Origin of the sequence: Pseudomonas sp. TWR1-1-3 (assembly GCF_049896805.1) — a bacterium.
In the GTDB taxonomy this organism is placed as follows: domain Bacteria; phylum Pseudomonadota; class Gammaproteobacteria; order Pseudomonadales; family Pseudomonadaceae; genus Aquipseudomonas; species Aquipseudomonas bubulae.
This window is the reverse complement of sequence record NZ_JAFCUZ010000001.1, coordinates 172746-194392: the sequence shown is the minus strand read 5'-3', so window position 1 is coordinate 194392 and position 21647 is coordinate 172746. Positions and strand designations below refer to the sequence as shown.

Sequence of the window (21647 nt, the reverse complement as noted above, 5' to 3'; positions counted from 1 at the left end):
TTAATTCCGATCAACCGCTGCCACGAGGAACCACCATGAAAGACCTGAAATCCGCCAAGGAAAGCAGAAAGGCCGATCTGCGGACACCTACGGCACTGAGCGAAAAAGCCTGTATCGATATCGCAGCCGAAGTGAACGCGCTGCTCGCAGACACCTTCGCCATCTACATGAAGACCAAGAATTTCCACTGGCACATGTCCGGCCCGCACTTCCGTGATTTCCACCTGCTGCTCGACGAGCAGGCTGACCAGATCTACGCGACCACCGATGCCATCGCCGAGCGTGTGCGCAAGCTGGGGCGCACCACAATCCGCTCCATCGGCCACATCAAGAAGCTGCAACGCCTGCTGGACAACGACGCCGACTTCGTGACGCCGGAAGACATGCTGGCAGAACTGCGCGAAGACAATATCCAGCTGGCCGCCTATATGCGTGAGACTCACGACATGTGCTCCGAGCTGGGCGATGTGGCGACTACCAGCCTGCTGGAAAACTGGATCGACGAGGCCGAGCGCCGCGTGTGGTTCCTGTTTGAGTCGTCGCGTACCAAATAACCCCTGCGTAGCAGCTGCCGAAGGAACGAGGCTGCGTTCGATTGCCAAGCGATCGTAAAACCTGAGCATGCGGTTTATCTGTAAAAACCTGTGTTCTGACTTTACAACGGCTTCGCCGCCGGACGCAGCCTTGTTCCTGCGCCAGCTGCTACGGTCACGAGCACCCGCAGAACCATGAATTTTGTTTCACAGTCTTCGAACGCAACGAGCGGTATATTCGCTGCGCTCATTGCTCATTCAATGAACCCCTTGCCCGCACCTCCCCTGCGGGCTTTTTTTCGCCTGTCAAACGCCCTGCCTGAACACCAGCGCCTTGAGGCCGCACTCGACATCGGCGTCCGGGAACTCCGGCGGGTTGTCCAGGCGCTGAACAAAACGCAGGCTTGGCGCATCACGGGTCACGCCATCGATCAAAAAATCCGAACCCAGTGCCGGGTCATTCATGCACGCCAGTACAGTGCCATTTTCACTGAGCAACTCCGGCAGGCGGCGCACCACGCGCTGGTAGTCCTTGGTCAGCAAAAAGCTGCCTTTCTGAAATGACGGCGGATCGATGATCACCAGATCGTAAGGCCCGGTGCTTTTCACCTTGCCCCAGGACTTGAACAGCTCATGACCCAGAAACGTCACCTTGCTCATGTCATGCCCGTTCAGGCGATGGTTGTCGCGGCCACGGCTCAGGGCCGCACGGGACATGTCGAGGTTGACCACATGCTGCGCGCCGCCTTCTATGGCGGCCACTGAAAAACCGCAGGTATAGGCAAACAGGTTCAACACTCGCTTGCCCCCGGCATTGGCCCTTACCCAGTCACGACCATAACGCATGTCCAGGAACAGGCCGTTGTTCTGTTTGCGGCCCAGGTCCACGCGATAGCGCAATCCGCCTTCAGTCAGCGTCCACTCGTCAATTGCCTCGCCCACCAGCCACTCGGTGTCGCTTTGCAGCGTATAGCGATGTTGCAGCACCAGTGTGTGTGCACCGCTGGCCTGCCACGCGGCTGACTGAACAATGGCCTGCAGCAGTTGCTTGAGTGCAGCCAGTTGCAGGGCTTCGGGCTCCTTGAATAGAGAAACCAGCACCACGCCTTGCAACCAGTCCACCGTCAACTGCTCAAGCCCGGGCCAGCAACGTCCACGCCCATGGAACAAACGCCGGGTTTCAGCAGGCACAGCCTGCAGTGCAGTCAATAAGTGCTGGTGCAGGGTGGTTAACGCTTCAGGAGTCATCAGGCCGACCGGTCAATTTCAAGGGGCCGGCATTTTACACAATTGCACTGCCCTGCCTAATCGGCACAGTGGAAATATTTGTTAATACAGAGGGTGATATTATCGTTTTACAGTAATTTTTTATCGCAATACGATAGTTTCACTGCGCAGGGCAATACGCTTTCCCTGGGCAGATTCCGGGCTTTTTACAACCACAAGCAGAACCAGAAGGACTGTTCGATGAAAACCGATCCCCTTGCCAATCGCAGCCGCATCCTGGCCACAACCACGCTGGCACTTGTCGCGGGTATGTTGCTGGCCAATATCGCTTACTGGATTTTCCCCAACGCCATAGGCACTTATGTGGGCGGGTTCAACCTGAGCGCCATGACCGAAACACTGCAGGCCGACATCCCGTTGATGCCCTGGTGGCAGGTTGCTGGTGCCATAACCCTGTCCAGCATCCCCCTGCTGATACTCGCCAAAGGCTTGCTGGCCCTGCGCAGCCTGTTTCTGGCCTACAGCAAGGGCGAGTATTTCTCGACCGAATCTGCCGAGTTGCTGGGTAAAGTGGGTAAAAGCGTTTCTATATGGGTGCTGGCCAGCCTCCTGTTAACCCCGGTCATGAGTGTCTGGATCACCATTTTGCGGCCTGCGGGCGAGCGCTTGCTCACGATCAGCTTCGAGCCGTCGCATCTTGTTGCCTTGTTCCTCTCGGCTTCCCTTATGATCATCGCCCGCAGCCTGTACAAGGCGTGTTCGTTGGCGCGGGAAAATCAGCAGTTCGTTTAAGAGGCCAAAATGCCGATCGAGATCAAGCTGGACGTCATGCTGGCCATGCGCAAGGTCAAATCCAAGGACCTGGCGCACAGGGTGGGCATTACCGAGCAGAACCTGTCACTGCTCAAGCAAGGGAAAGTAAAGGGCATCAGGCTGGCAACCCTGGAAGCCATTTGCATCGCACTGGATTGTCAGCCGGGGGACTTGCTGCATTATCAACCGGAATCGTAAGCACGCACGCCTGCGAGGCCAAGCCCTCGCAGGTGGCGCACCAGGCTCTGCCTGCCTGCACTTCAAAGCCTCCAGTCCGTTCAGCCAACCAACAGCATCCTCCTGCTAGGCTCGCCGCGGCACCCAACCTTTTTACCGGTATATTCGGATTTTCTCTGACAAACCTCTGCAAAATCAGGCATTTCTGCCGCCACTGATCCATACTGACTAAATGTAACGTCATGTGTATAACAGCCGTTGCAGCCCGGTACTTCCCAACCCTTCTTGAGTCATTCTGCGTGAAAATTCATTTTTCCATTTTGAGCCTGTGTTTAGTTCTGGCAGGCACCAGTGCTTCTTCAATCGCCGCAGCGGCTGAAAGCACTTCGGCCCCACGGGATACCTCGCAACTGCACATCGCCTCAGGCAGTGCGCTGCTGATCGACCTGCAAACCAACAAAGTGATTTTTGCCAGCAACCCTGACGCCATCGTGCCAATTGCCTCCGTCACCAAATTGATGACCGCCATGGTAGTGCTGGATGCCAAGCAGTCGATGGACGAATCCATTTCGGTCAATATCAGCGACACCCCGGAGATGAAGGGCGTGTTTTCGCGGGTAAAAATCGGCAGCGAGCTGTCGCGTCACGAAATGATGCTGATCACCCTGATGTCTTCGGAAAACCGGGCAGCAGCCAGCCTTGCCCACCACTATCCGGGGGGTTATGTAGCCTTTATCGCGGCGATGAATGCCAAGGCCAAAAGCCTGGGCATGATGAGCACTCACTATGTTGAGCCGACCGGGTTGTCGATCCACAACGTATCCACTGCCCGCGACCTGAGCAAGCTGCTGGCAGCGGCGCGGCATTACCCGATGCTCAGCCAGTTGAGCACCACCAAGGAAAAGACCGTGGCGTTCCGCAAACCCAACTACAGCCTGGGTTTCAGCAACACCGATCACCTGGTCAGAAAAGACAAATGGAATATCAAGATCACCAAGACCGGCTTTACCAATCAGGCCGGTCATTGCCTGGTGCTGGTGACTGAAATGGGTGGGCGCCCGGTGTCCCTGGTCATTCTGGATGCCTTTGGCAAGTACACCCACTTCGCCGATGCCGGTCGAATTCGCAACTGGGTGGAAACTGGCAAAAGTGGCGGTGTGCCCGACGTAGCCCTGCGCTACAAAGCCGAAAAAAACCTGCAGAAAAACCAGCTGACAGCAGGTCAGGCGGGTAAGTGAAGAAGTGCGGGTGAGATGAAATGCAGGCACTTGCCCCGGGGAGAGGATCGGGGACAAATGCCTGCGTACTGCTCGTTACAAACTGCGGATAGAAAGAACCCCGTCACCTGGACGGGGTTCTTGCCTGGCACATGCTCAGATCAGTTTTGCAGAGCAGGCTGCGAATCCCCATTGATCGGGATGCGTTTGGCTTTTGCCTCTTCCGGCACCACCCGCTGCAGGTCGATGCTCAGCAAACCATTGCTCAGGTTTGCGCCTTTGATCTCGATATGATCATCAAGGCGGAAGGACAATTTGAATGCCCGCTGTGCAATACCTTGATGCAAGAAGGTCACGCCTTCTTCGCTGGTGCTTTCGCGTTTGCTGCCGCTGACGCTCAGCACACCTTTCTCTACTTGCAGGTCCAGATCATCTTGCTGGAAGCCTGCAGCTGCTACCACGATGCGGTAGCTGTCTTCACCCCGTTTTTCAACGTTGTAAGGTGGGTAGCCGCCGCTTGAATCGTTGCGCAGTGCGGTTTCAAACAAATCACTAAAACGGTCAAAGCCGACAGAATTACGGAACAGTGGCGCCATTGAAAAAGCGTTGCTCATAATTTCATCCTCCTGATTTCAGCGAGATTTTGTTACGCGACCCGGTTTCGGCATCGCGTACCCCTTAGATAGGGACCGTCAAAACCATTTCAAGGCTTTTTTTGAAATTTTTTTCAGACGCTTCAAGCCACATCGACAGGCGGGTTGTTGACCATGTGCCGGACCTTCTCACAGTCTGTTTCACGACGCATGGCATTGAACAACACCACCGCTTCAGGATAGTTGCGGGTCAACATTGCCAGCCACTGCTTGAGCCGCCCCGGTGCCGAGCGCGGGGTCAGCTGGGCCTCGGCCTGAGCCCAGAAGTCGCGGATCATGGGCTGCAAATCGGCCCAGGTCATCGGCACTACCTCAACACCGGCGCGGGCAGCGGCAATTTGCGCGGCCAGATCGGGGCGCGACACCAGGCCACGGCCGAGCATGATGTCTTCAGCGCCACTGATTTCGCGGCAACGACGCCAATCTTCAACCGACCAGATATCGCCATTGGCAAACACCGGCACCTTGACCGCTTCCTGCACCTGGGCAATGTATTCCCAATGCGCAGGCGGCTTGTAGCCATCCATTTTGGTCCGCGCATGCACCACGATCTGGCTGGCGCCGCCTTCGGCCAGGGCGATTGCGCACTCATTGGCGCTGTCGGGCGTGTCGAAGCCCAGGCGCATCTTGGCGGTGACCGGAATATGCGCAGGCACGGTGCGACGCACTTGCAGCAAGATGGCGTGCAGCAGTTCGGGCTCCTTGAGCAACACTGCCCCGCCACGGGACTTGTTCACGGTCTTGGCCGGACAACCAAAATTGAGGTCGATCACCCCGCTGCCCAGCTCACAGGCCAATGCCGCGTTATCGGCCAGGCACGCCGGGTCCGAGCCCAGCAACTGCACGCGCAGCGGCACGCCGGAACGCGTTTGCGCACCGTACTGCAACTCGGGAGCGAGTTTATGGAAGTAGGCTTCGGGCAAAAGCCGTTCGGTGACCCGAATAAATTCGGTCACACACCAATCAATACCGCCGGTGCGGGTCAGGACATCACGCAGGATGTTGTCGACCAACCCCTCCATCGGCGCCAAAGCAATTTGCATGGGTGACTCTCATGAAAAACGTGCGGCAGTTTACGCGGTTCTGCGGGCAATCGGTATGCGCAGGCGCTGACGGTCAGGCCGTCACGACAGCCGGGCCATAACCGTCAAGGAACTCGGGCGGCAGGCGCCTGGCCTTGCCCGTGGACAGTTCGATGCAGACAAAGGTGGTTTGGGCACGCAACAGGGTCACACCATCGCAGGGGCGCACCAATTGAAAGTGACGGGTCATGCGCAGGCGCTGGTCACAATCGACAATCCAGGTGGCTAGCTGCAGCTCATCGCCTTCGTAGGCGCTGGCAAGATAGTCGATTTCATGACGGGAGACCGCCATGGCGCGGTCGAGGCGACGGTACTCGGTGAGGTCCAGCCCCAGGCGCTGCGAGTGGCGCCAGGCGCAGCGTTCCAGCCAGACCACATAGGACGCGTTATTGGCATGACCAAACCCGTCAATGTCTTCGGCCTGCACCTGCAGGTCAATGATAAACGGCGCTGCCAAATCCCAACTCATGCCTTGTCTCCCTGTACATAAATAAGGAGCGCAGTGTAACGCAGAGGGGGCGACGGGAAACTTGAAGAGCTGGAATTAAAAAACTGCAGACAAACAAAAGGGTCATTCAATAATCGAATGACCCTTATAAATCCCGCAAAGCGGGTAATCGTGGCGTCCCCTAGGGGACTCGAACCCCTGTTACCGCCGTGAAAGGGCGGTGTCCTAGGCCACTAGACGAAGGGGACACAAACCCTTCTAACAGTGATCAGCGCTGAGTGCTGATCGATCCAATGCCAGTGTGGCCCGACATTGAACTGTAAATTGGTGGAGCTAAACGGGATCGAACCGTTGACCTCTTGCATGCCATGCAAGCGCTCTCCCAGCTGAGCTATAGCCCCGATTTATCGCCTGGCGGCGGAGCATCACCGAAGTGCTGCTTCTGTAAAACTGGCGTCCCCTAGGGGACTCGAACCCCTGTTACCGCCGTGAAAGGGCGGTGTCCTAGGCCACTAGACGAAGGGGACACAAACCTTCTAACTTGACCAGCACTGAGTGCTGGTCGATTCAATACCGGTGTGGCCAGGCATTGAACAGTAAATTTGGTGGAGCTAAACGGGATCGAACCGTTGACCTCTTGCATGCCATGCAAGCGCTCTCCCAGCTGAGCTATAGCCCCAAACTTTCAGTCTTGGGTGTTGCCGTGTTGCGTTCTGCTTGTTTCGTGTTGCTGTGTTGACGGGGCGCATATTAAGACTGGATCGGTAGGCTGTCAAACTTATTTTTAAACTTTTTTAAAAAAATTTGCCGTGAGAACAACCACTTACCCTTCATACCCCGTAAATACGGGGCCAAACCCCAACCAAAACCTTGTAGCAGCTGCCGAAGGCTGCGTCCGGCGGCATAGCCGTCGTAAATGCAGAATGCTCGATTTGACTGAAAAACCGTGCATTTAGATTTTACGATTGCTTCGCAATCGAACGCAGCCTCGTTCCTTCGGCAGCTGCTACGGTTTTTTACGCCCTGTTAACCAATCGCGTTAAACAGCTTTTCCCACTCTTTGTTTTCTTTCTTGGACACGCCACCCAGCAGGTCCAGCGCCTGACGCAGACGGAAACGGGTCAGGTCCGGCCCCAGGATTTCCATGGCGTCCAGCACCGACACAGAGCTGGCCTGCCCCGTGATCGAGGCAAACATCAGCGGCATGGCATCACGCAGCTTCAACTCCAGGCTTTCAACCACGGCCTGGATGCTGCCGGTGATGGCGTCCTTTTCCCACTGACGCAGGCTTTCCAGCTTCCACAGGATCAACTGCATCAATTGACGCACTTGCTCGTTGGACAGCTTCTTGTGCTCAAACAGCTTGGCATCCAGTTGCAGGCCGCCGGAGAAGAAGAACCCGGCCAGCGGTGCAATCTGGCTGAACGTCTCGACACGGCCCTGTACCAGCGGCGCGATTTTCATCATGTACTCGGGGTTCAGCGCCCATTGCTGTACGCGGCTGGCGAACTCGTCCAGCGGCAAATCACGCAGCCATTGGCCATTGAGCCAGGACAGCTTTTCAACGTCGAAAATCGGCCCGCCCAGCGATACACGGCTCAAGTCGAAGTTGTCGACCATTTCCTGCAGCGAGAACTTCTCGCGCTCGTCCGGCATCGACCAGCCCATGCGGCCCAGATAGTTGAGCATCGCTTCAGGCATAAAGCCCATGCGCTCGTAGAACGTCACCGAAGTCGGGTTCTTGCGCTTGGACAGCTTGCTCTTGTCCGGGTTGCGCAGCAGCGGCATGTAGCACAGCTGCGGTTGTTCCCAGCCGAAGTATTCATACAGCAGGATCAGTTTGGGTGCCGATGGCAGCCACTCTTCGCCACGCAGTACGTGGGTGATGCCCATCAGGTGATCGTCGACCACGTTGGCCAGGAAGTAGGTCGGCAGGCCATCGGTTTTCATCAGGACTTGCATGTCCATGCGGTCCCACGGGATTTCAACGTCACCGCGCAGCAGGTCCGGCACCACGCAGACGCCCTCGGTCGGCACTTTCATGCGGATTACGTGAGGTTCGCCAGCGGCCAGGCGTTCAGCCACTTCTTCCTTGGACAACAGCAGCGCACGACCGTCGTAGCGCGGGGTCTCGCCCTTGGCCATTTGCTCGGCGCGCATCTGGTCCAGCTCTTCACTCGTGCAGAAGCACGGGAACGCATGGCCCATATCCACCAGTTGCTGGGTGTATTTCTTGTAAATGTCGCTACGTTCGCTCTGACGGTACGGGCCGTGCGGGCCGCCGACGTCCGGGCCTTCACTCCAGGTGATACCCAGCCAGCGCAGGGCATCGTAGATCTGCTGCTCGGACTCGCGGGTCGAGCGCAGTTGGTCGGTATCTTCGATCCGCAGGATAAATTCGCCGCCATGCTGCTTGGCAAAGCAGTAGTTGAACAAAGCAATGTAAGCGGTGCCGACGTGGGGGTCGCCAGTAGGCGATGGCGCAATGCGCGTGCGAACGGTGGTCATGGGCGGTCTCGAAGTGAAGATAAAACAAAGGGCGAATGGTAACAGGCCGACCCGGCCCGGCTCCAGTACAGGACTCAGCCCGGCCGCCACACGGTTGAAAAAAGCTGTAATAGAGCGTTTGTATCGAATTGATACGGGGAAAAACAGCCTATACCGGTGTTAATCTCGGCTTATTCCCGACATCCCCTGGCTGGAGAGACCTATGCCCCACGTTGTGCTGGTGCTGGTAGAGAGCGTTAACGATTACCTGCATATGCTGGAGAATCAGGGCTACGAGTTGATCCTTGCGCCCACCCCCGCCAGCCGCGCCGAAGCCATAGCCCGACACGGCGCCCGCATCGACGCCGTGCTGACTCGCGGCCCGCTGGGCTTGCAAGCCGATGAAATGGCCGCCCTGCCCCAGCTCAGAATCATCTGCGTGATCGGCGCCGGCTTCGAACAGGTCGATTTGCAGGCCGCCAGCAACCAGGGCATTACCGTGACCTTTGGCGCCGGGGCCAATGCTTCATCGGTTGCCGACCACGCCATGGCGCTGCTGTTGTCCGTGGTGCGCGGCATCCCCCAGGCCGACGCCAGCATCCGCCGCAATGAATGGGTCAAGGTGCGCCAGCCGTCACTGTCGGGCAAACGCATGGGCATTATCGGCCTCGGCGCCATCGGCGCTGCCATCGCCAAACGAGCGGCCCACGGCTTTGACATGAGCATCCGCTACCACAGCCGCCAGCCGCATCCCGACTCGCCTTATACCTACTGTGCCAGCGTGCTGGAACTGGCCGCTGCGGTGGATTTCCTGATGATCGCCACCCCCGGTGGCAGCGCCACCCATCACCTGGTCAACGCCCGTGTGCTGGACGCCCTGGGCAGCGAGGGCTACCTGATCAATATTGCCCGCGGCAGTGTGGTCGATACCCAGGCGCTGATCAGCGCCCTGACCGCCGGCAAAATCGCCGGGGCCGGGCTGGATGTGTTTGAAGACGAACCCCTGGTACCCGACCCGCTGAAAACCCTCGGCAATGTGGTCATGACCCCGCATGTGGCCGGCCAGTCACCCGACGCGGTCGAAGCCACGGTGCAATTGGTGGTCGATAACCTGCGGGCGTTTTTTGCCGGCAAACCCGTTCTCACCCCGGTGCCATTGCCCCACCCTGCCTGACCCGGAGCCTGCGCTTGAAATTCCGCCTGCCAACAACCGCCACTGCGCCCTTCTGCCCCTCCGAAGTCAGTGGCAGCGTGCCCGTCGACGCCAGCGCGCCGTTTTTCAGGCGCGTGCTGCGCTTTGCCGGGCCCGGCCTGCTGATCAGCATCGGCTATATGGACCCCGGCAACTGGGCCACCGCCATCGAAGCCGGCTCACGTTACGGCTACCACCTGCTGTTTGTGGTACTGCTCGCCAGCCTCGCGGGTATGGCCGTGCAATGCCTGTGTTCGCGCCTTGGCATCGCCACCGGCCGCGATCTGGCGCAGCTGTGCCGCGAGCGCTACAGCAAGCGCTCGGCGCGGGTGCAATGGCTGCTGGCGGAAATCTCGATCATCGCCACCGACCTGGCCGAAGTACTCGGCTGCGCGCTGGCGTTCCATCTGTTGCTGGGCTGCTCGCTGACCACCGGCATCGCCCTCACTGCCTTCGACACCTTGCTGGTGCTGGCCTTGCAAGGGAGGGGATTTCGCCGACTTGAAGCGATCATGCTGGCGCTGGTGATGACTATCGTCGGTTGTTTTTTTGTCGAACTGGTACTGATCAAACCTTACTGGCCCGACGTGTTCGAGGGCTTCAAACCGTCACTGTCGGCCATCAGCGACGCAGCACCGCTGTACATCGCCATCGGCATCATTGGCGCCACCGTGATGCCGCACAACCTGTACCTGCACAGCTCCATCGTCCAGACACGCCTGACCGGCAGCGACTACGCCAGCAAACTGGATGCCGTACGCCTTTCACGCATCGACACCATCGGTTCCCTGGCCCTGGCGCTGCTGGTCAATGCCGCCATCCTGATCCTCGCTGCGGCCGCTTTCCACCAGACCGGCAATACCGACGTGGTCGAGATCCAGGACGCCTACCGCATGCTCGACCCGCTGGTGGGCGGGGCCATGGCCAGCATCCTGTTCGGCGTGGCATTGCTGGCCTCGGGGCAAAGCTCGACATTCACCGGCACCATTGCCGGGCAAGTGATCATGGAGGGCTATCTGAACCTGAAGATTCCCTGCTGGCAACGGCGCCTGATCACCCGCGGGCTGGCGCTGGTGCCTGTATTCCTGGGCGTGTGGCTGATGGGCGACGATGCGGTGGGCAAGCTGCTGATCCTCAGCCAGGTGGTACTCAGCCTGCAACTGCCATTTGCCCTGTACCCGCTGATCCGCATGACCAGCGACAAACGACTTATGGGCCCGTTCGCCAACCGACTGCCGACGCGGCTGCTGGCGTGGTTTCTGTTTGCAGTCATCAGTTGCGCCAACCTGTGGCTGATTGCACAGATCGGGTTCGGTGCCTAACCCCCAGCCCCTTAAATTCGGCGCGCAATGGCTCGTTATACAAGACGACTCCTGCTATTGAGGTGCTGTTATGTCCACCGCTGCCACCCTGGTGCAAAACCTGCGCAATCGTCTGAGCAAGCCTGCGGGATATCGTCTGTTCGATATCCAGCTCAAGCACCGCATCACCTTGAGCCCGTCACTGACGCGCTTTGTGTTCAGCGGTAGCGATGTGGCGCTGATGCGCACCCTGGCACCCGACCAACGGGTCAAGCTACTGTTCCCCAGCGCCAACGGCGCCACCGCCAACCTGCCCAAACAGAGCGACTGGCGAGCGCCCCTGCGGGATATGAGCCCCGAGTCAGTGCCACCCATGCGCTCCTACACCCTTCGCAACCTGCGCACAGAGGCCGGCGAACTGGATATCGACTTCGTCCTCCACGGCGTCACCGGCCCTGCCACACGCTGGGCTAGCCAGGCCAGGGCGGGGGATCGCCTGCAGATCGCAGCGCCCAATGCAGCCTGCACCGACGACCCCGGTGGCTATGAATGGCAGCCACCGCAAGGCATGCGCAAACTGTTGCTGATCGGCGACGAAACTGCGCTGCCAGCCATTGCCGGCATCCTTGAAGAACTTGCCCTGCACCCCGACACCCCCCAGGTCCAGGCCTTTATTGAAGTTCCTCAAGAAGCCGACTGCCAGCCCTTGCTCTGTGGCCCGAACACCAAGGTGCACTGGTTGCCGCGTGCCAGCCTGGGCAAACAGCATGGCGATGGCATGCTCCTGGCCGCCCGCGAACTGGCCAGCCTGCCGCCCAGACGCATGCAGGCCCGGGCGTGCGCTGAACTGCAAGAGCTGGATCTGGATAACCAGCGCCTGTGGGATCGGGCCAGCGCCAAACACAATGAGTTTTATGCCTGGGTAGCAGGGGAATCGATGGCGGTGATGGCGATCAGGCGGTTTTTCGTCCACGAGTGCGGCATGGACCGTTCGGGCCTGACCTTGATGGGGTATTGGAAGCAGGGTCGGTCGCTAGGGTGATACTGGCACTTGTAGCAGCTGCCGAAGGAACGAGGCTGCGTTCGGCGGCGCAGCCGTCGTAAAACCTGAACACTCAATCTACCTGACACACCGAGGCGCTTGACTTCACGACGGCTGCGCCGCCGAACGCAGCCTCGCTCCGCTCGTCAGCTGCTACAGGCGAATGAGAACAAGAAACAATTTTTTACATATCTAGCTTCGGGTTTTGCTCTTCTCATCCGTCCTACATGGATAAGCAGTCGCTTCTCAATGGCGATTACACACCCGCCCCGCCGCGAGTTTGCCGTTTCCCATGTCCAAAAAATCCCGTTCAAAACTCTGGTTCCTGGTTCACAGCTGGATGACCCTGCCCATCTGGTTCTTTGTGCTGATTGTCTGCGTGACCGGCACGCTGGCTGTGGTCAGCCAGGAGATCGTCTGGCTGGCCACCCCCGAGGCCCGTGCCACACAACCGGCCGATGATGCACCCCTGCTGACTTACGAGCAGGTACTGAGCGCCATTCACAAGGCCGAACCGACGCTGGCCGTACAGTCGATCAGCCGCCCGGACGAGTCGCACTTTGCCCTGGTGGCCAGCGTGGTGTACCCGGACGGCCGCTCGCCATCGTTGTATATCAGTCCCTATACCGGGGTGATCCAGGGCGAAAGCCCCAGCTTTGACTTCAAGGCCTTTACCCGCGCCCTCCACGGCTGGTGGCTGGTGCCCTTTACCAACGGCTATAGCTGGGGCTGGTACCTGGTGTCATTCCTCGGCCTGCCGCTGCTGGCATCGCTGATCACCGGGCTGGTGGTCTACAAGAAGTTCTGGAAAGGCTTTTTCAAGCCCAACCTGCGTTTCAAACACGGGGCGCGGATTTTTTGGGGGGATTTTCATCGCCTGTGCGGCATCTGGTCGATCTGGTTTATTGCAGTGATTTCCATCACCGGCCTGTGGTTCCTGATCCAGGCTTTCATGTTCGATAACCAGATCTCCATCTCGACCGCAGGCAACCCGCCGGTTGTGGCCCGCCAGGATGTGCCGCTTATGCCGGACGGCAAGCCAGCACCGCAGATCAGCCTCGATCAGGCGGTCAAGATTGCCGCCGACAACATCCCGGGGCTGGAAGCCAGCTTTGTCAGCCTGCCGAGCAATGCCTACGGGCATATCGAGGTGGGCGGCCCGGGCTGGTACCCGCTGCTGTTCCAGACTGCCGACATCAACCCGTACAACGGCGCAATCGAAGGCTCACGGATGATTGCCGACCGCTCCGGGCTGGAGCTGGTGACCGAGTCCATGCGCCCGCTGCACACCGGCGATTTTGGCGGGTTGTGGGTCAAGCTGATCTGGTTCTTCTTCGGCCTGATTCTCAGCATGATGGTGTTGAGCGGCCTGTTGATCTGGACCAAACGTACGGCCCTGGCCACCGCCAATGCCCTCAAACGCAGCGAAAAACCCCGGCGGGCAGCCGCCGTCTCGGCGCATAAACCACAGCACGAAGAGGCCAATGTATGAGCAAGGCAGCGGCTGCACAGCCTGCGTCCACCCTGAGCCGGCTGTGGCACAAATGGCGCTTTCACATCAATGTCCTGCTGTTACTGGTGCCGCTGGGCTTTATGCCCAAGTACTTTGCCGACGCTTCCCTGTTTCGCGGCGACAGCGGCCTGGGCGAGCGCGACATCGGCACCGTGCAGGTCGGCCCCTGGAGCCTGCAACTGGCCGAGTTGCGCAACGAGGCCCCACGCCCCGATGGCCCGGCAGGTTATATGAAAAGTTTTAACGCGGCCCTGTGTGACACCTGCATCGATCAGGTCAAGGCCGCCTACCTGCGTATCGGCAAACCGCGCAGCCTGCGTGCCGCCGGGGTGATTTTCTTCGGCACGCCTTATCGCATGGGCGCCACCCTGCCCATCCCGGAACGCACCAAGGCCGATGCCGAGCTGTGGATCACCCTCGAAGGGTGGGACGGCTCCATGCACCAGGCCGCCATTCCCCTGAGCCAGGCCTCACCGGCAACCCTCGCCTGGCTGGCCCAACGAGGAGCGAAATAATGCATGCGCACCTGTTTAAAACACCTGCCCTGGCAACGGCCCTGATCGCCTTGATCGGCGTTTGCAGCCAGGCACAGGCCCACAACCCGATGTGCGAATGCAAGGCCATTGAAGACGGACAAATCCGCTGCACCGGCGGGTTTTCTGATGGCAGCGGCGCACCGGGGGTGACCCTGGACGTGATCGGCTACGACGAAACCATCCTGGTACCCGGCAAGCTGGGGGCCGATTCGACCCTGACCTTCAAACGTCCGGATGCCGAGTTTTATGTGCTCTTCGACGCCGGCCCCGGCCATATCGTTGAAATCGACCAAGCCGATATCGAGGCCCCATGAGTACTCAAGTCGTACGCCCGGCCGGGGCGGGGCATGAAACCCTGTATGTGCTGCTGTTGTGCCTGCTGATTGTGACCGTGGCCGGCTCGGTGGTGGCCTGGCGTCATGAATCCAGCGAGGTGACGTCGGTGGCGGCCCATCAGCTGGATGCGCGCCGCGACCTGAATGCCGCCGAACAAGGGATCTATGCCGATCTGCGGGTCACCCTGGACGAAATCCTGCTGCTGCGCGAAGAGTCCGCCGCCCTGCCCCAACCCGCGCAACTGGCCGAAGAAGGCTTCGCGCCCTTTGCCCAAGACGCCAGTTCGGTGAGCCGTGGCAACCACGCCTGGCAGTTGCTCGGCGAGCAGGCGTACCTGGGCCTGAGCCCCAGCCCTGAAGTGGCAGGCTCGTTTCTGCTGCGCATTGGCGATCAACCGGACGTGTGGCTTAACCGCAATCCCGGCGCCAGTGTCCCTGCCGACCTTGACGATGCCGCCCTCAACCAGAGTGGCTGGCAACAAGTGATCGCGCAATTCGATGCCGGGGTTACCCGTCAGCACCGCCACTGAACCCACCGCTTGCCCTGAGAGAAGACTGCTCGCCATGTCGATTTCATCTGTATTGCGCCGCCGCACCTTGTTGCTGGCCAGCCTGTTCGCCCTTTGCCTGTCTCCCCTGGTCAGCGCCGACACCGCGCCCGCGCCCCTGGCCAAGCCGCTGCGTATCGGCATCACCCTGCACCCTTACTACAGCTATGTGAAAAACATCGTCGGTGACAGGGCTGAAGTGGTGCCGCTGATTCCGGCCGGGTTCAACCCGCACGCCTACGAGCCCCGCGCTGAAGACATCAAGCGCATCGGCACCCTGGATGTCATCGTGCTCAATGGCGTGGGCCATGATGACTTCGCCGACCGCATGATCGAGGCCAGCGAAAAACCGCAGATCCCGGTGATCGAGGCCAACCAGAACGTACCGCTGCTGGCCGCCACGGGTAACGCGGCACGAGGTGCAGGCAAGGTGGTCAACCCGCATACCTTTCTGTCCATCAGCGCCTCGATCGCTCAGGTCAACAACATTGCCCGTGAACTGGGCAAGCTCGACCCGGCCAACGCCAAGGCTTACACCGCCAATGCCCGCGCCTACGGCAAACGCCTGCGCCAGATGCGCGCAGATGCCCTGGCCAAGCTGACCCAGGCACCCAATGCCGACCTGCGCGTGGCCACGGTGCACGCGGCCTATGACTACCTGCTACGGGAATTCGGCCTGGAAGTCACCGCTGTGGTTGAACCTGCCCACGGTATCGAGCCCAGCCCCAGCCAGCTGAAGAAAACCATCGACCAATTGCGCGAACTGGATGTGAAGGTGATCTTCTCCGAGATGGATTTCCCGTCCACTTACGTCGACACCATTCAGCGCGAGTCAGGGGTCAGGCTGTACCCGCTGTCGCACATTTCCTACGGTGACTACAGCGCCGACAAGTACGAAAAAGAAATGACCGGCAACCTCAATACCGTGGTCCGGGCAATCCAGGAGGCCGGCGCATGACCGCCGCCGAACGCCTCTGCGTCACGGCCTGCGGGCCGGGGGTGGAGTTTGACCAGGTGTCGCTGACCCTGGGGCGCACGCCCATTCTCGATCATGTCAGCTTCAGCATCCGCCCTGGCAGTGTGCATGCCCTGGTAGGGCCCAACGGCGGCGGTAAAAGTTCGCTGATCAAGACGCTATTGGGGCAAATGCCCCATCAGGGTCGCCTGTGCCTGAACTGGCCCGGTGAGCCGGGGCTAATCGGTTATGTGCCCCAGGCACTGGAATTCGACCGTGGCCTGCCGATGACCGTCGATGATTTTATGGCCGCCATGTGCCAGCGTCGCCCGGCCTTTATGGGCTTGTCGCGCAAGGTCGCCCCGGCCATCGGCGAAGCGCTGGAACGGGTGGGCATGCAAGATAAACGCAAGCGGCGCATGGGCGCGCTGTCCGGTGGTGAACGCCAGCGGGTGCTGCTGGCCCAGGGCCTGATCCCGGCACCGCAATTGCTGGTGCTGGATGAACCCATGTCGGCCCTGGACGAAGCCGGTGCCCAGGTGTTTGAGCGGCTGCTGACAGACTGGCGCCGGGCCGGGGTCACGGTGGTGTGGATCGAACACGACCTGGCCGCCGTCAAGCGCCTGGCCGAGCGTGTCACCGGGCTCAACCGCCAGGTGCTGTTCGACGGGGCGCCGGAGCAAACCCTGAGCCCGGAACGTTTGCTCACGCTGTTTTCGACCCATCCCAAGGCTCACGGGAGCGCCCTTTCATGAGTTACGAAGCCTTCCGCTTGCTAGTCCAGGGCTGGGCGTCTGCCGGTTATCTGCCAGAAGTACTGGCGTATGGCTTTGTGGTCAACGCCCTGCTCGCAGGCTTGCTGATCGGCCCCGTGCTGGGTGGCCTGGGCACCCTGGTAGTGGTCAAGCGTTTTGCGTTTTTTTCCGAGGCCGTGGGCCATGCCGCACTGACCGGCGTGGCCATCGGCATCCTGCTCGGCGAACCCTACACCGGCCCCTATGGCAGCTTGTTCGGCTACTGCCTGCTGTTCGGGATTTCGCTCAACTACCTGCGCAACCGCACCGGGCTGGCACCGGATACGCTGATCGGAGTGTTCCTCTCGGTGTCGCTGGCCCTGGGCGCGAGCCTGCTGCTGATTCTGGCCGGCAAGATCAACGTGCATATCCTCGAAAACGTGCTGTTCGGTTCGGTATTGACGGTCAACGGTAACGACCTGCTGGTACTGGCCGTGGTCGGCGCGCTGGTGCTGGGCCTCAGCTTGCCGCTGTACAACCGCATCATGCTGGCCAGCTTCAACCCGCAACTGGCCGCTGTACGCGGGGTGGCCGTGAAGGCGCTGGACTACCTGTTCGTGATTCTGGTGACGCTGATCACCGTCGCCGCCGTTAAAGTTATCGGCGCGATTCTGGTCGGCGCCCTGCTGGTAATTCCTGCGGCGGCGGCACGATTGCTCAGCCAGTCGCTGAAAGGGTTTTTCTGGATCTCGGTGCTGATCGCCACCGTCAGCACCCTGTGCGGCATTCTGCTGCCCATCGTGTTTGACCTGCCGATCCCGTCCGGTGCCGCGATCATTCTGATGGCCGGCATCGCCTTCGCCCTCGCCGCCATCGCCCGTGGCGTGGTGCCCAGCCTGAAAGGGAATATTGGATAAATGTTCACTCTGCGCAAACTGACCCTCGCCCTGGCCCTCACCGGCCTGTTGAGCACCCCGGTGCTGGCCGAAACCACCGTACTGGCCAGCCTGCCGATTACCTTTGGGTTGAGCGAACTGCTGCTCAAGGACAGCGGCGTGAAACTGCAACGGGCAGCACCGGCCAACCTGCCGGGCAGCCGCCAGAGTGCCTATTTCAGCAGCCGTGGTGCCCAGGCCCTGCACTCGCTGGCCACAGAAGCCGATGCGGTGATCGGCCTGCGCTCCGTGTGGAGCGACGATCCGCTGTACCCGATGGCGCGGCGCAGCAATATCCGCATTGTTGAAGTGGACGCGGCGCGGCCGGTGGACGGCAGCCTGCCGGGCATTGCCGTGCAACCAGGTGTTCATGTCGATGGCCTCAATAGCCAACCGTGGCTGACCAGCAACAATATGGGGCGCATGGCGGATGTGATCGCTGCCGATCTGGTGCGCTTGGCACCGGATGCCAAGCCGCAGATCGAAGCCAATCTGGCGAGCCTCAAGCAGCGCCTGCTCAAGCTCAGCGCCGACAGCGAAGCGCAGTTGGCCCAGGCGGACAACTTGAGTGTGGTGAGCCTGTCCGACCGATTGGATTACCTGATTGGCGGATTGAATCTGGAGCGGGTCGAGGTCAATCACAAGGGTGATGAAACCTGGACACCTGAATCACTGCAAGGGTTGACCCAAACCCTGAAAAACAATGAAGTGGCGTTGGTGCTGGACCATCGCCAGCCTTCAGCCGAGGTACAAAAAGCCATTGCCGAGGGTGGCAGCACGCTGGTGGTGATCGGTGCCGATGGCACCGATCCCGTGACTGAGTTGCAGGGCAACTTTGAAGCGATCATCAAGGCTCTTGTTCAGAAGTAAACCCTGTACTTGTGGGAGCGGGCTTGTGGCACCCGGCTAAGCCGATGTGCCCCCCTGCACCTGTTTATCCGCATGATAGGACGAGCGCACCAACGGCCCCGAGGCGACGTTTTTGAAGCCCATGCGCACCCCTTCTTCGGCAAACCAGGCGAAGGTGTCAGGGTGCACAAACCTCTGTACCGCCAGGTGGCTGCGCGAAGGTTGCAGGTACTGGCCCAGGGTCAGCATGTCGACCTCATGCTCGCGCATGCACCGCATCACTTCGATCACCTCTTCGTCCGTCTCGCCCAGCCCCAGCATCAGCCCCGACTTCGTCGGCACATGGGGCACCCGGTGTTTGAAGTTCTGCAGCAAATCCAGTGACCACCCGAAATCCGACCCCGGGCGTGCGGCTTTATACAGTCGCGGTACGGTTTCCAGGTTGTGGTTGAACACATCGGGGGGCTCCTGCGCAGTGATCGCCAGCGCCACATCCATGCGCCCGCGATAGTCGGGCACCAGGGTTTCCAGTTGCACACCGGGCGACAGCTTGCGGATTTCACGCAGGCAATCGACAAAGTGCTGCGCGCCGCCGTCGCGCAAGTCATCACGGTCCACCGAAGTGATCACCACATACTTGAGGCCCAGGTCGGCAATGGCAATCGCCAGGTTTTTCGGCTCGTCCCTGTCCAGAGGTTTGGGCCGGCCGTGCCCCACGTCGCAGAACGGGCAGCGCCGGGTGCAGATATCACCCATGATCATAAAGGTCGCAGTACCGCCCGAAAAACACTCGCCCAGGTTTGGACAGGCCGCTTCTTCGCACACACTGTGCAGCTTGTGCTTACGCAGCAGCGCCTTGACCCGTGCCACCTCGGGCGAAGTGGCAATGGGCACGCGGATCCACTCTGGCTTGCGCGGGATTTCTTCGGTGGGCAGGATCTTCACCGGGATACGCGCCACCTTCTCGGCTCCCCGCAGTTTTACCCCGGTCTGCAAGGGCTGCGGGCGGCCGGTAACAGGCAATGGTGCATTCATGACTTGGCTCCACACGGGTATGCATTCAGGCCGAATACACTGGAAACAGTGCGCACAGCTCGCCGACCTGACGGGCAACCCGGGCCTCGATCGCCGCATCACCCGGATGATCGAGGATGTCGCAGATCCAGGTGGCCAGCGCACGGCACTCGGGTATCTGCAAGCCACGGGTGGTCACCGCCGGGGTGCCGATACGCAGGCCCGAGGTCACGAACGGTGACTGCGGATCGTTGGGCACAGCGTTTTTGTTGACAGTGATATGGGCACGGCCCAATGCCGCGTCGGCATCCTTGCCGGTAATGCCCTGGCGGATCAGGCTGACCAGAAACAGGTGGTTGTCGGTGCCGCCGGAAACCACGTCATAGCCGCGCTGCTTGAACACTTCAGCCATGGCCTGGGCATTCTTGATCACCTGGAACTGGTAGTCCCTGAAGCCTGGTTGCAGCGCCTCCTTGAAGCACACCGCCTTGGCAGCGATCACATGCATCAGCGGCCCGCCCTGACCGCCGGGGAATACCGCCGAGTTGAGTTTTTTCTCCAGATCGGCGTCGGCTTTGGCCAGAATCAACCCGCCCCGAGGCCCGCGCAGGGTCTTGTGGGTGGTGGTGGTGACCACATCGGCGTAAGGCAGCGGGTTGGGGTACAAACCGACCGCCACCAGCCCGGCGACATGGGCCATGTCCACAAACAGGTAGGCCCCGACCTTATCGGCAATGGCACGAAAACGCGGGAAATCCAGGGTCTTGGAGTAGGCCGAGAACCCGGCCACGATCATTTTGGGCCGATGCTCCAGGGCCAGGCGTTCGACCTCGTCATAGTCGATCAGGCCATTGGCGTCGGTGCCGTATTGCACCGCGTTGTACAGTTTGCCCGAAGAACTGACTTTGGCTCCATGAGTCAGGTGGCCGCCGTGAGCCAGGCTCATGCCCAGAAGGGTGTCGCCCGCTTGCAGCAACGCCAGGTACACCGCCGCGTTGGCTTGTGAACCGGAGTGCGGCTGGACGTTGGCATAGCCTGCGCCAAACAACTCCTTGGCACGGTCGATGGCCAGTTGTTCGACCACATCGACATGCTCACAACCACCGTAATAACGCTTGCCCGGGTAGCCTTCGGCGTATTTGTTAGTCAGTTCAGTGCCCTGGGCCTGCATCACTTGCGGGCTGGTGTAGTTCTCCGAGGCGATCAGTTCGATATGTTCTTCCTGACGTTGCGCCTCGCGGGTAATGGCGTCGAACAGGGCGGGGTCGAAATCGGACAGGGTCAGGCTTTTATGGAACATGAGGGATTTCCTTTTTATTAGAGATTCAAGCAATGCCTGCGCGGCGATATCAGCCGTTTTCGGCCACAAAGGCGTCATAGGCCTGCTGGTCGAGCAGATCGTTGAAAGCCGACATGTCTTCGATGCAAATACGAAAGAACCAGCCTTCGCCCAGGGGTGAGGCATTGACCAGTGCCGGGTCATCGGCCAGAGCCTGGTTAACGGCCACCACCTCTCCGGTGAGCGGCATGGTGATAGTGCTGGCTGCCTTGACCGACTCCAGCACGGCCACTTCGTGACCTGCCTCGAACGCCCCCAGCTCGGGTACCTGCACAAACACCACATCACCCAGTGCCTGCTGGGCAAAGTCGGTAATGCCAACGGTCAAATGGCCCGATGCTTCCAGGCGCAGCCATTCGTGTTCAGGAGTAAAACGCAGAGTGCTCATGGACTTTTCTCTTGTTATCAATGTGTCTTGGTGCAGGACGAACAGGCGCAACTGACAGGACAAGAGCAAAGGCAATGCCAAGTTTTAAAAAACCTTTAAAATCAATAACTTAAATAAAAAAGAACGCATTATGAGGAAAGCAGTGGAGTGAAACTGCTCCAGCTCTGGAGAGGGTCTGGCGGGTTGATCCCGCAAGGGCGGGGTCAGGATGGGTACGGAGCGAAATCATTCCACTGGAGCAGAATCACACCACTCGAACCAACGTACGCTGCGCGCACTGAATGCAGCCGCTGAGGAGCTCAGCGGCTACAGGAAAAACTGCAACTGTG

Annotated in this window: 23 protein-coding genes and 4 tRNA genes; 15 read left to right on the top strand and 12 right to left on the bottom strand. The window is 59.9% G+C overall.

Annotation, left to right across the window (positions count from 1 at the left end):
* Positions 1-35 precede the first annotated feature (35 nt).
* Positions 36-554: a Dps family protein gene (locus ACP7BE_RS00835; RefSeq protein WP_095002281.1), complete on the top strand. Its 519-nt coding sequence runs from the start codon at positions 36-38 to the stop codon at positions 552-554.
* Positions 555-839: 285 nt separating this feature from the next.
* Here ACP7BE_RS00835 and ACP7BE_RS00830 read toward each other — a convergent pair whose 3' ends face one another.
* Entirely contained in the window at positions 840-1781 is a 942-nt protein-coding gene (locus tag ACP7BE_RS00830) for a class I SAM-dependent methyltransferase (protein ID WP_095018963.1), read from the bottom strand.
* Positions 1782-2000: 219 nt separating this feature from the next.
* On the opposite strand from ACP7BE_RS00830, the gene ACP7BE_RS00825 reads away from it, so the two are divergent.
* The 3 genes from ACP7BE_RS00825 to pbpG all read left to right on the top strand — a co-directional run bounded on the left by ACP7BE_RS00825 (position 2001) and on the right by pbpG (position 3988).
* Positions 2001-2552: a DUF2975 domain-containing protein gene (locus ACP7BE_RS00825; protein ID WP_095002279.1), complete on the top strand. Its 552-nt coding sequence runs from the start codon at positions 2001-2003 to the stop codon at positions 2550-2552.
* A gap of 9 nt (positions 2553-2561) precedes the next feature.
* Positions 2562-2771, top strand: a complete 210-nt coding sequence (locus tag ACP7BE_RS00820) for a helix-turn-helix domain-containing protein (protein ID WP_095002278.1) — start codon at positions 2562-2564, stop codon at positions 2769-2771.
* Between the two features lie 278 nt (positions 2772-3049).
* Positions 3050-3988 (top strand): D-alanyl-D-alanine endopeptidase, encoded by a 939-nt coding sequence (pbpG, locus tag ACP7BE_RS00815; protein ID WP_095021194.1) that lies wholly within the window; start codon positions 3050-3052, stop codon positions 3986-3988.
* 140 nt (positions 3989-4128) lie between these two features.
* Here pbpG and ACP7BE_RS00810 read toward each other — a convergent pair whose 3' ends face one another.
* The 8 genes from ACP7BE_RS00810 to gltX all read right to left on the bottom strand — a co-directional run bounded on the left by ACP7BE_RS00810 (position 4129) and on the right by gltX (position 8658).
* Entirely contained in the window at positions 4129-4581 is a 453-nt protein-coding gene (locus tag ACP7BE_RS00810; protein ID WP_016780349.1) for an Hsp20 family protein, read from the bottom strand.
* Positions 4582-4703: 122 nt separating this feature from the next.
* A complete protein-coding gene (locus ACP7BE_RS00805) occupies positions 4704-5663 on the bottom strand; it encodes a tRNA dihydrouridine synthase (RefSeq protein WP_426104284.1) in 960 nt (319 codons plus the stop codon).
* Positions 5664-5736: 73 nt separating this feature from the next.
* Positions 5737-6171, bottom strand: coding sequence for an acyl-CoA thioesterase (locus ACP7BE_RS00800; protein ID WP_095002275.1), 435 nt, complete (start codon positions 6169-6171; stop codon positions 5737-5739).
* 151 nt (positions 6172-6322) lie between these two features.
* Positions 6323-6398 (bottom strand) — tRNA-Glu (locus ACP7BE_RS00795).
* 77 nt (positions 6399-6475) lie between these two features.
* Positions 6476-6551 (bottom strand) — tRNA-Ala (locus tag ACP7BE_RS00790).
* 50 nt (positions 6552-6601) lie between these two features.
* Positions 6602-6677, bottom strand: a tRNA-Glu gene (locus tag ACP7BE_RS00785).
* A gap of 76 nt (positions 6678-6753) precedes the next feature.
* Positions 6754-6829: transfer RNA gene (locus tag ACP7BE_RS00780), tRNA-Ala, on the bottom strand.
* Positions 6830-7176: 347 nt separating this feature from the next.
* Complete coding sequence (gltX, locus tag ACP7BE_RS00775; RefSeq protein WP_095002717.1) at positions 7177-8658, bottom strand: glutamate--tRNA ligase; 1482 nt, start codon at positions 8656-8658, stop codon at positions 7177-7179.
* 202 nt (positions 8659-8860) lie between these two features.
* Between gltX and ACP7BE_RS00770 the strand changes: the two genes are divergently transcribed.
* The 11 genes from ACP7BE_RS00770 (at position 8861) to ACP7BE_RS00720 (ending at position 18598) form a co-directional block, all read left to right on the top strand.
* Positions 8861-9811: a 2-hydroxyacid dehydrogenase gene (locus tag ACP7BE_RS00770; RefSeq protein WP_169916642.1), complete on the top strand. Its 951-nt coding sequence runs from the start codon at positions 8861-8863 to the stop codon at positions 9809-9811.
* A gap of 14 nt (positions 9812-9825) precedes the next feature.
* A complete protein-coding gene (locus ACP7BE_RS00765) occupies positions 9826-11151 on the top strand; it encodes an Nramp family divalent metal transporter (protein WP_426104281.1) in 1326 nt (441 codons plus the stop codon).
* 70 nt (positions 11152-11221) lie between these two features.
* Entirely contained in the window at positions 11222-12172 is a 951-nt protein-coding gene (locus ACP7BE_RS00760) for a siderophore-interacting protein (protein ID WP_095032208.1), read from the top strand.
* 292 nt (positions 12173-12464) lie between these two features.
* Positions 12465-13664, top strand: coding sequence for a PepSY-associated TM helix domain-containing protein (locus ACP7BE_RS00755; RefSeq protein ID WP_095002721.1), 1200 nt, complete (start codon positions 12465-12467; stop codon positions 13662-13664).
* Complete coding sequence (locus tag ACP7BE_RS00750) at positions 13661-14200, top strand: thiamine pyrophosphate-binding protein (protein WP_095002722.1); 540 nt, start codon at positions 13661-13663, stop codon at positions 14198-14200. Before ACP7BE_RS00755 ends, ACP7BE_RS00750 begins: the two co-directional genes overlap by 4 nt.
* Positions 14200-14535: a hypothetical protein gene (locus tag ACP7BE_RS00745; protein WP_426104278.1), complete on the top strand. Its 336-nt coding sequence runs from the start codon at positions 14200-14202 to the stop codon at positions 14533-14535. The genes ACP7BE_RS00750 and ACP7BE_RS00745 overlap by 1 nt, the downstream gene beginning before the upstream one ends.
* Positions 14532-15086 carry a DUF6162 family protein gene (locus tag ACP7BE_RS00740; protein WP_095002724.1) on the top strand — a complete coding sequence of 185 codons (555 nt, stop codon included), beginning with the start codon at positions 14532-14534 and terminating at the stop codon, positions 15084-15086. Before ACP7BE_RS00745 ends, ACP7BE_RS00740 begins: the two co-directional genes overlap by 4 nt.
* 34 nt (positions 15087-15120) lie before the next feature.
* A complete protein-coding gene (locus ACP7BE_RS00735; RefSeq protein WP_095025035.1) occupies positions 15121-16062 on the top strand; it encodes a metal ABC transporter substrate-binding protein in 942 nt (313 codons plus the stop codon).
* A complete protein-coding gene (locus tag ACP7BE_RS00730; RefSeq protein WP_095018971.1) occupies positions 16059-16814 on the top strand; it encodes a metal ABC transporter ATP-binding protein in 756 nt (251 codons plus the stop codon). Before ACP7BE_RS00735 ends, ACP7BE_RS00730 begins: the two co-directional genes overlap by 4 nt.
* On the top strand, positions 16811-17710 hold the full coding sequence (locus ACP7BE_RS00725) for a metal ABC transporter permease (RefSeq protein ID WP_095018972.1): 900 nt from the start codon (positions 16811-16813) through the stop codon (positions 17708-17710). The genes ACP7BE_RS00730 and ACP7BE_RS00725 overlap by 4 nt, the downstream gene beginning before the upstream one ends.
* A complete protein-coding gene (locus ACP7BE_RS00720) occupies positions 17711-18598 on the top strand; it encodes a metal ABC transporter solute-binding protein, Zn/Mn family (RefSeq protein WP_426104275.1) in 888 nt (295 codons plus the stop codon). It begins immediately after the preceding gene.
* A gap of 36 nt (positions 18599-18634) precedes the next feature.
* Here the strand turns inward: ACP7BE_RS00720 and lipA are convergent, their stop codons facing one another.
* Genes lipA through gcvH form a run of 3 tightly spaced genes read right to left on the bottom strand, consistent with a single transcriptional unit; the run spans position 18635 to position 21318 of the window.
* Complete coding sequence (gene lipA / locus ACP7BE_RS00715; protein WP_095018974.1) at positions 18635-19612, bottom strand: lipoyl synthase; 978 nt, start codon at positions 19610-19612, stop codon at positions 18635-18637.
* Positions 19613-19637: 25 nt separating this feature from the next.
* Positions 19638-20891: a serine hydroxymethyltransferase gene (gene glyA / locus ACP7BE_RS00710; RefSeq protein ID WP_426104272.1), complete on the bottom strand. Its 1254-nt coding sequence runs from the start codon at positions 20889-20891 to the stop codon at positions 19638-19640.
* Between the two features lie 49 nt (positions 20892-20940).
* A complete protein-coding gene (gcvH, locus tag ACP7BE_RS00705; RefSeq protein WP_426104270.1) occupies positions 20941-21318 on the bottom strand; it encodes a glycine cleavage system protein GcvH in 378 nt (125 codons plus the stop codon).
* Positions 21319-21647 lie beyond the last annotated feature (329 nt).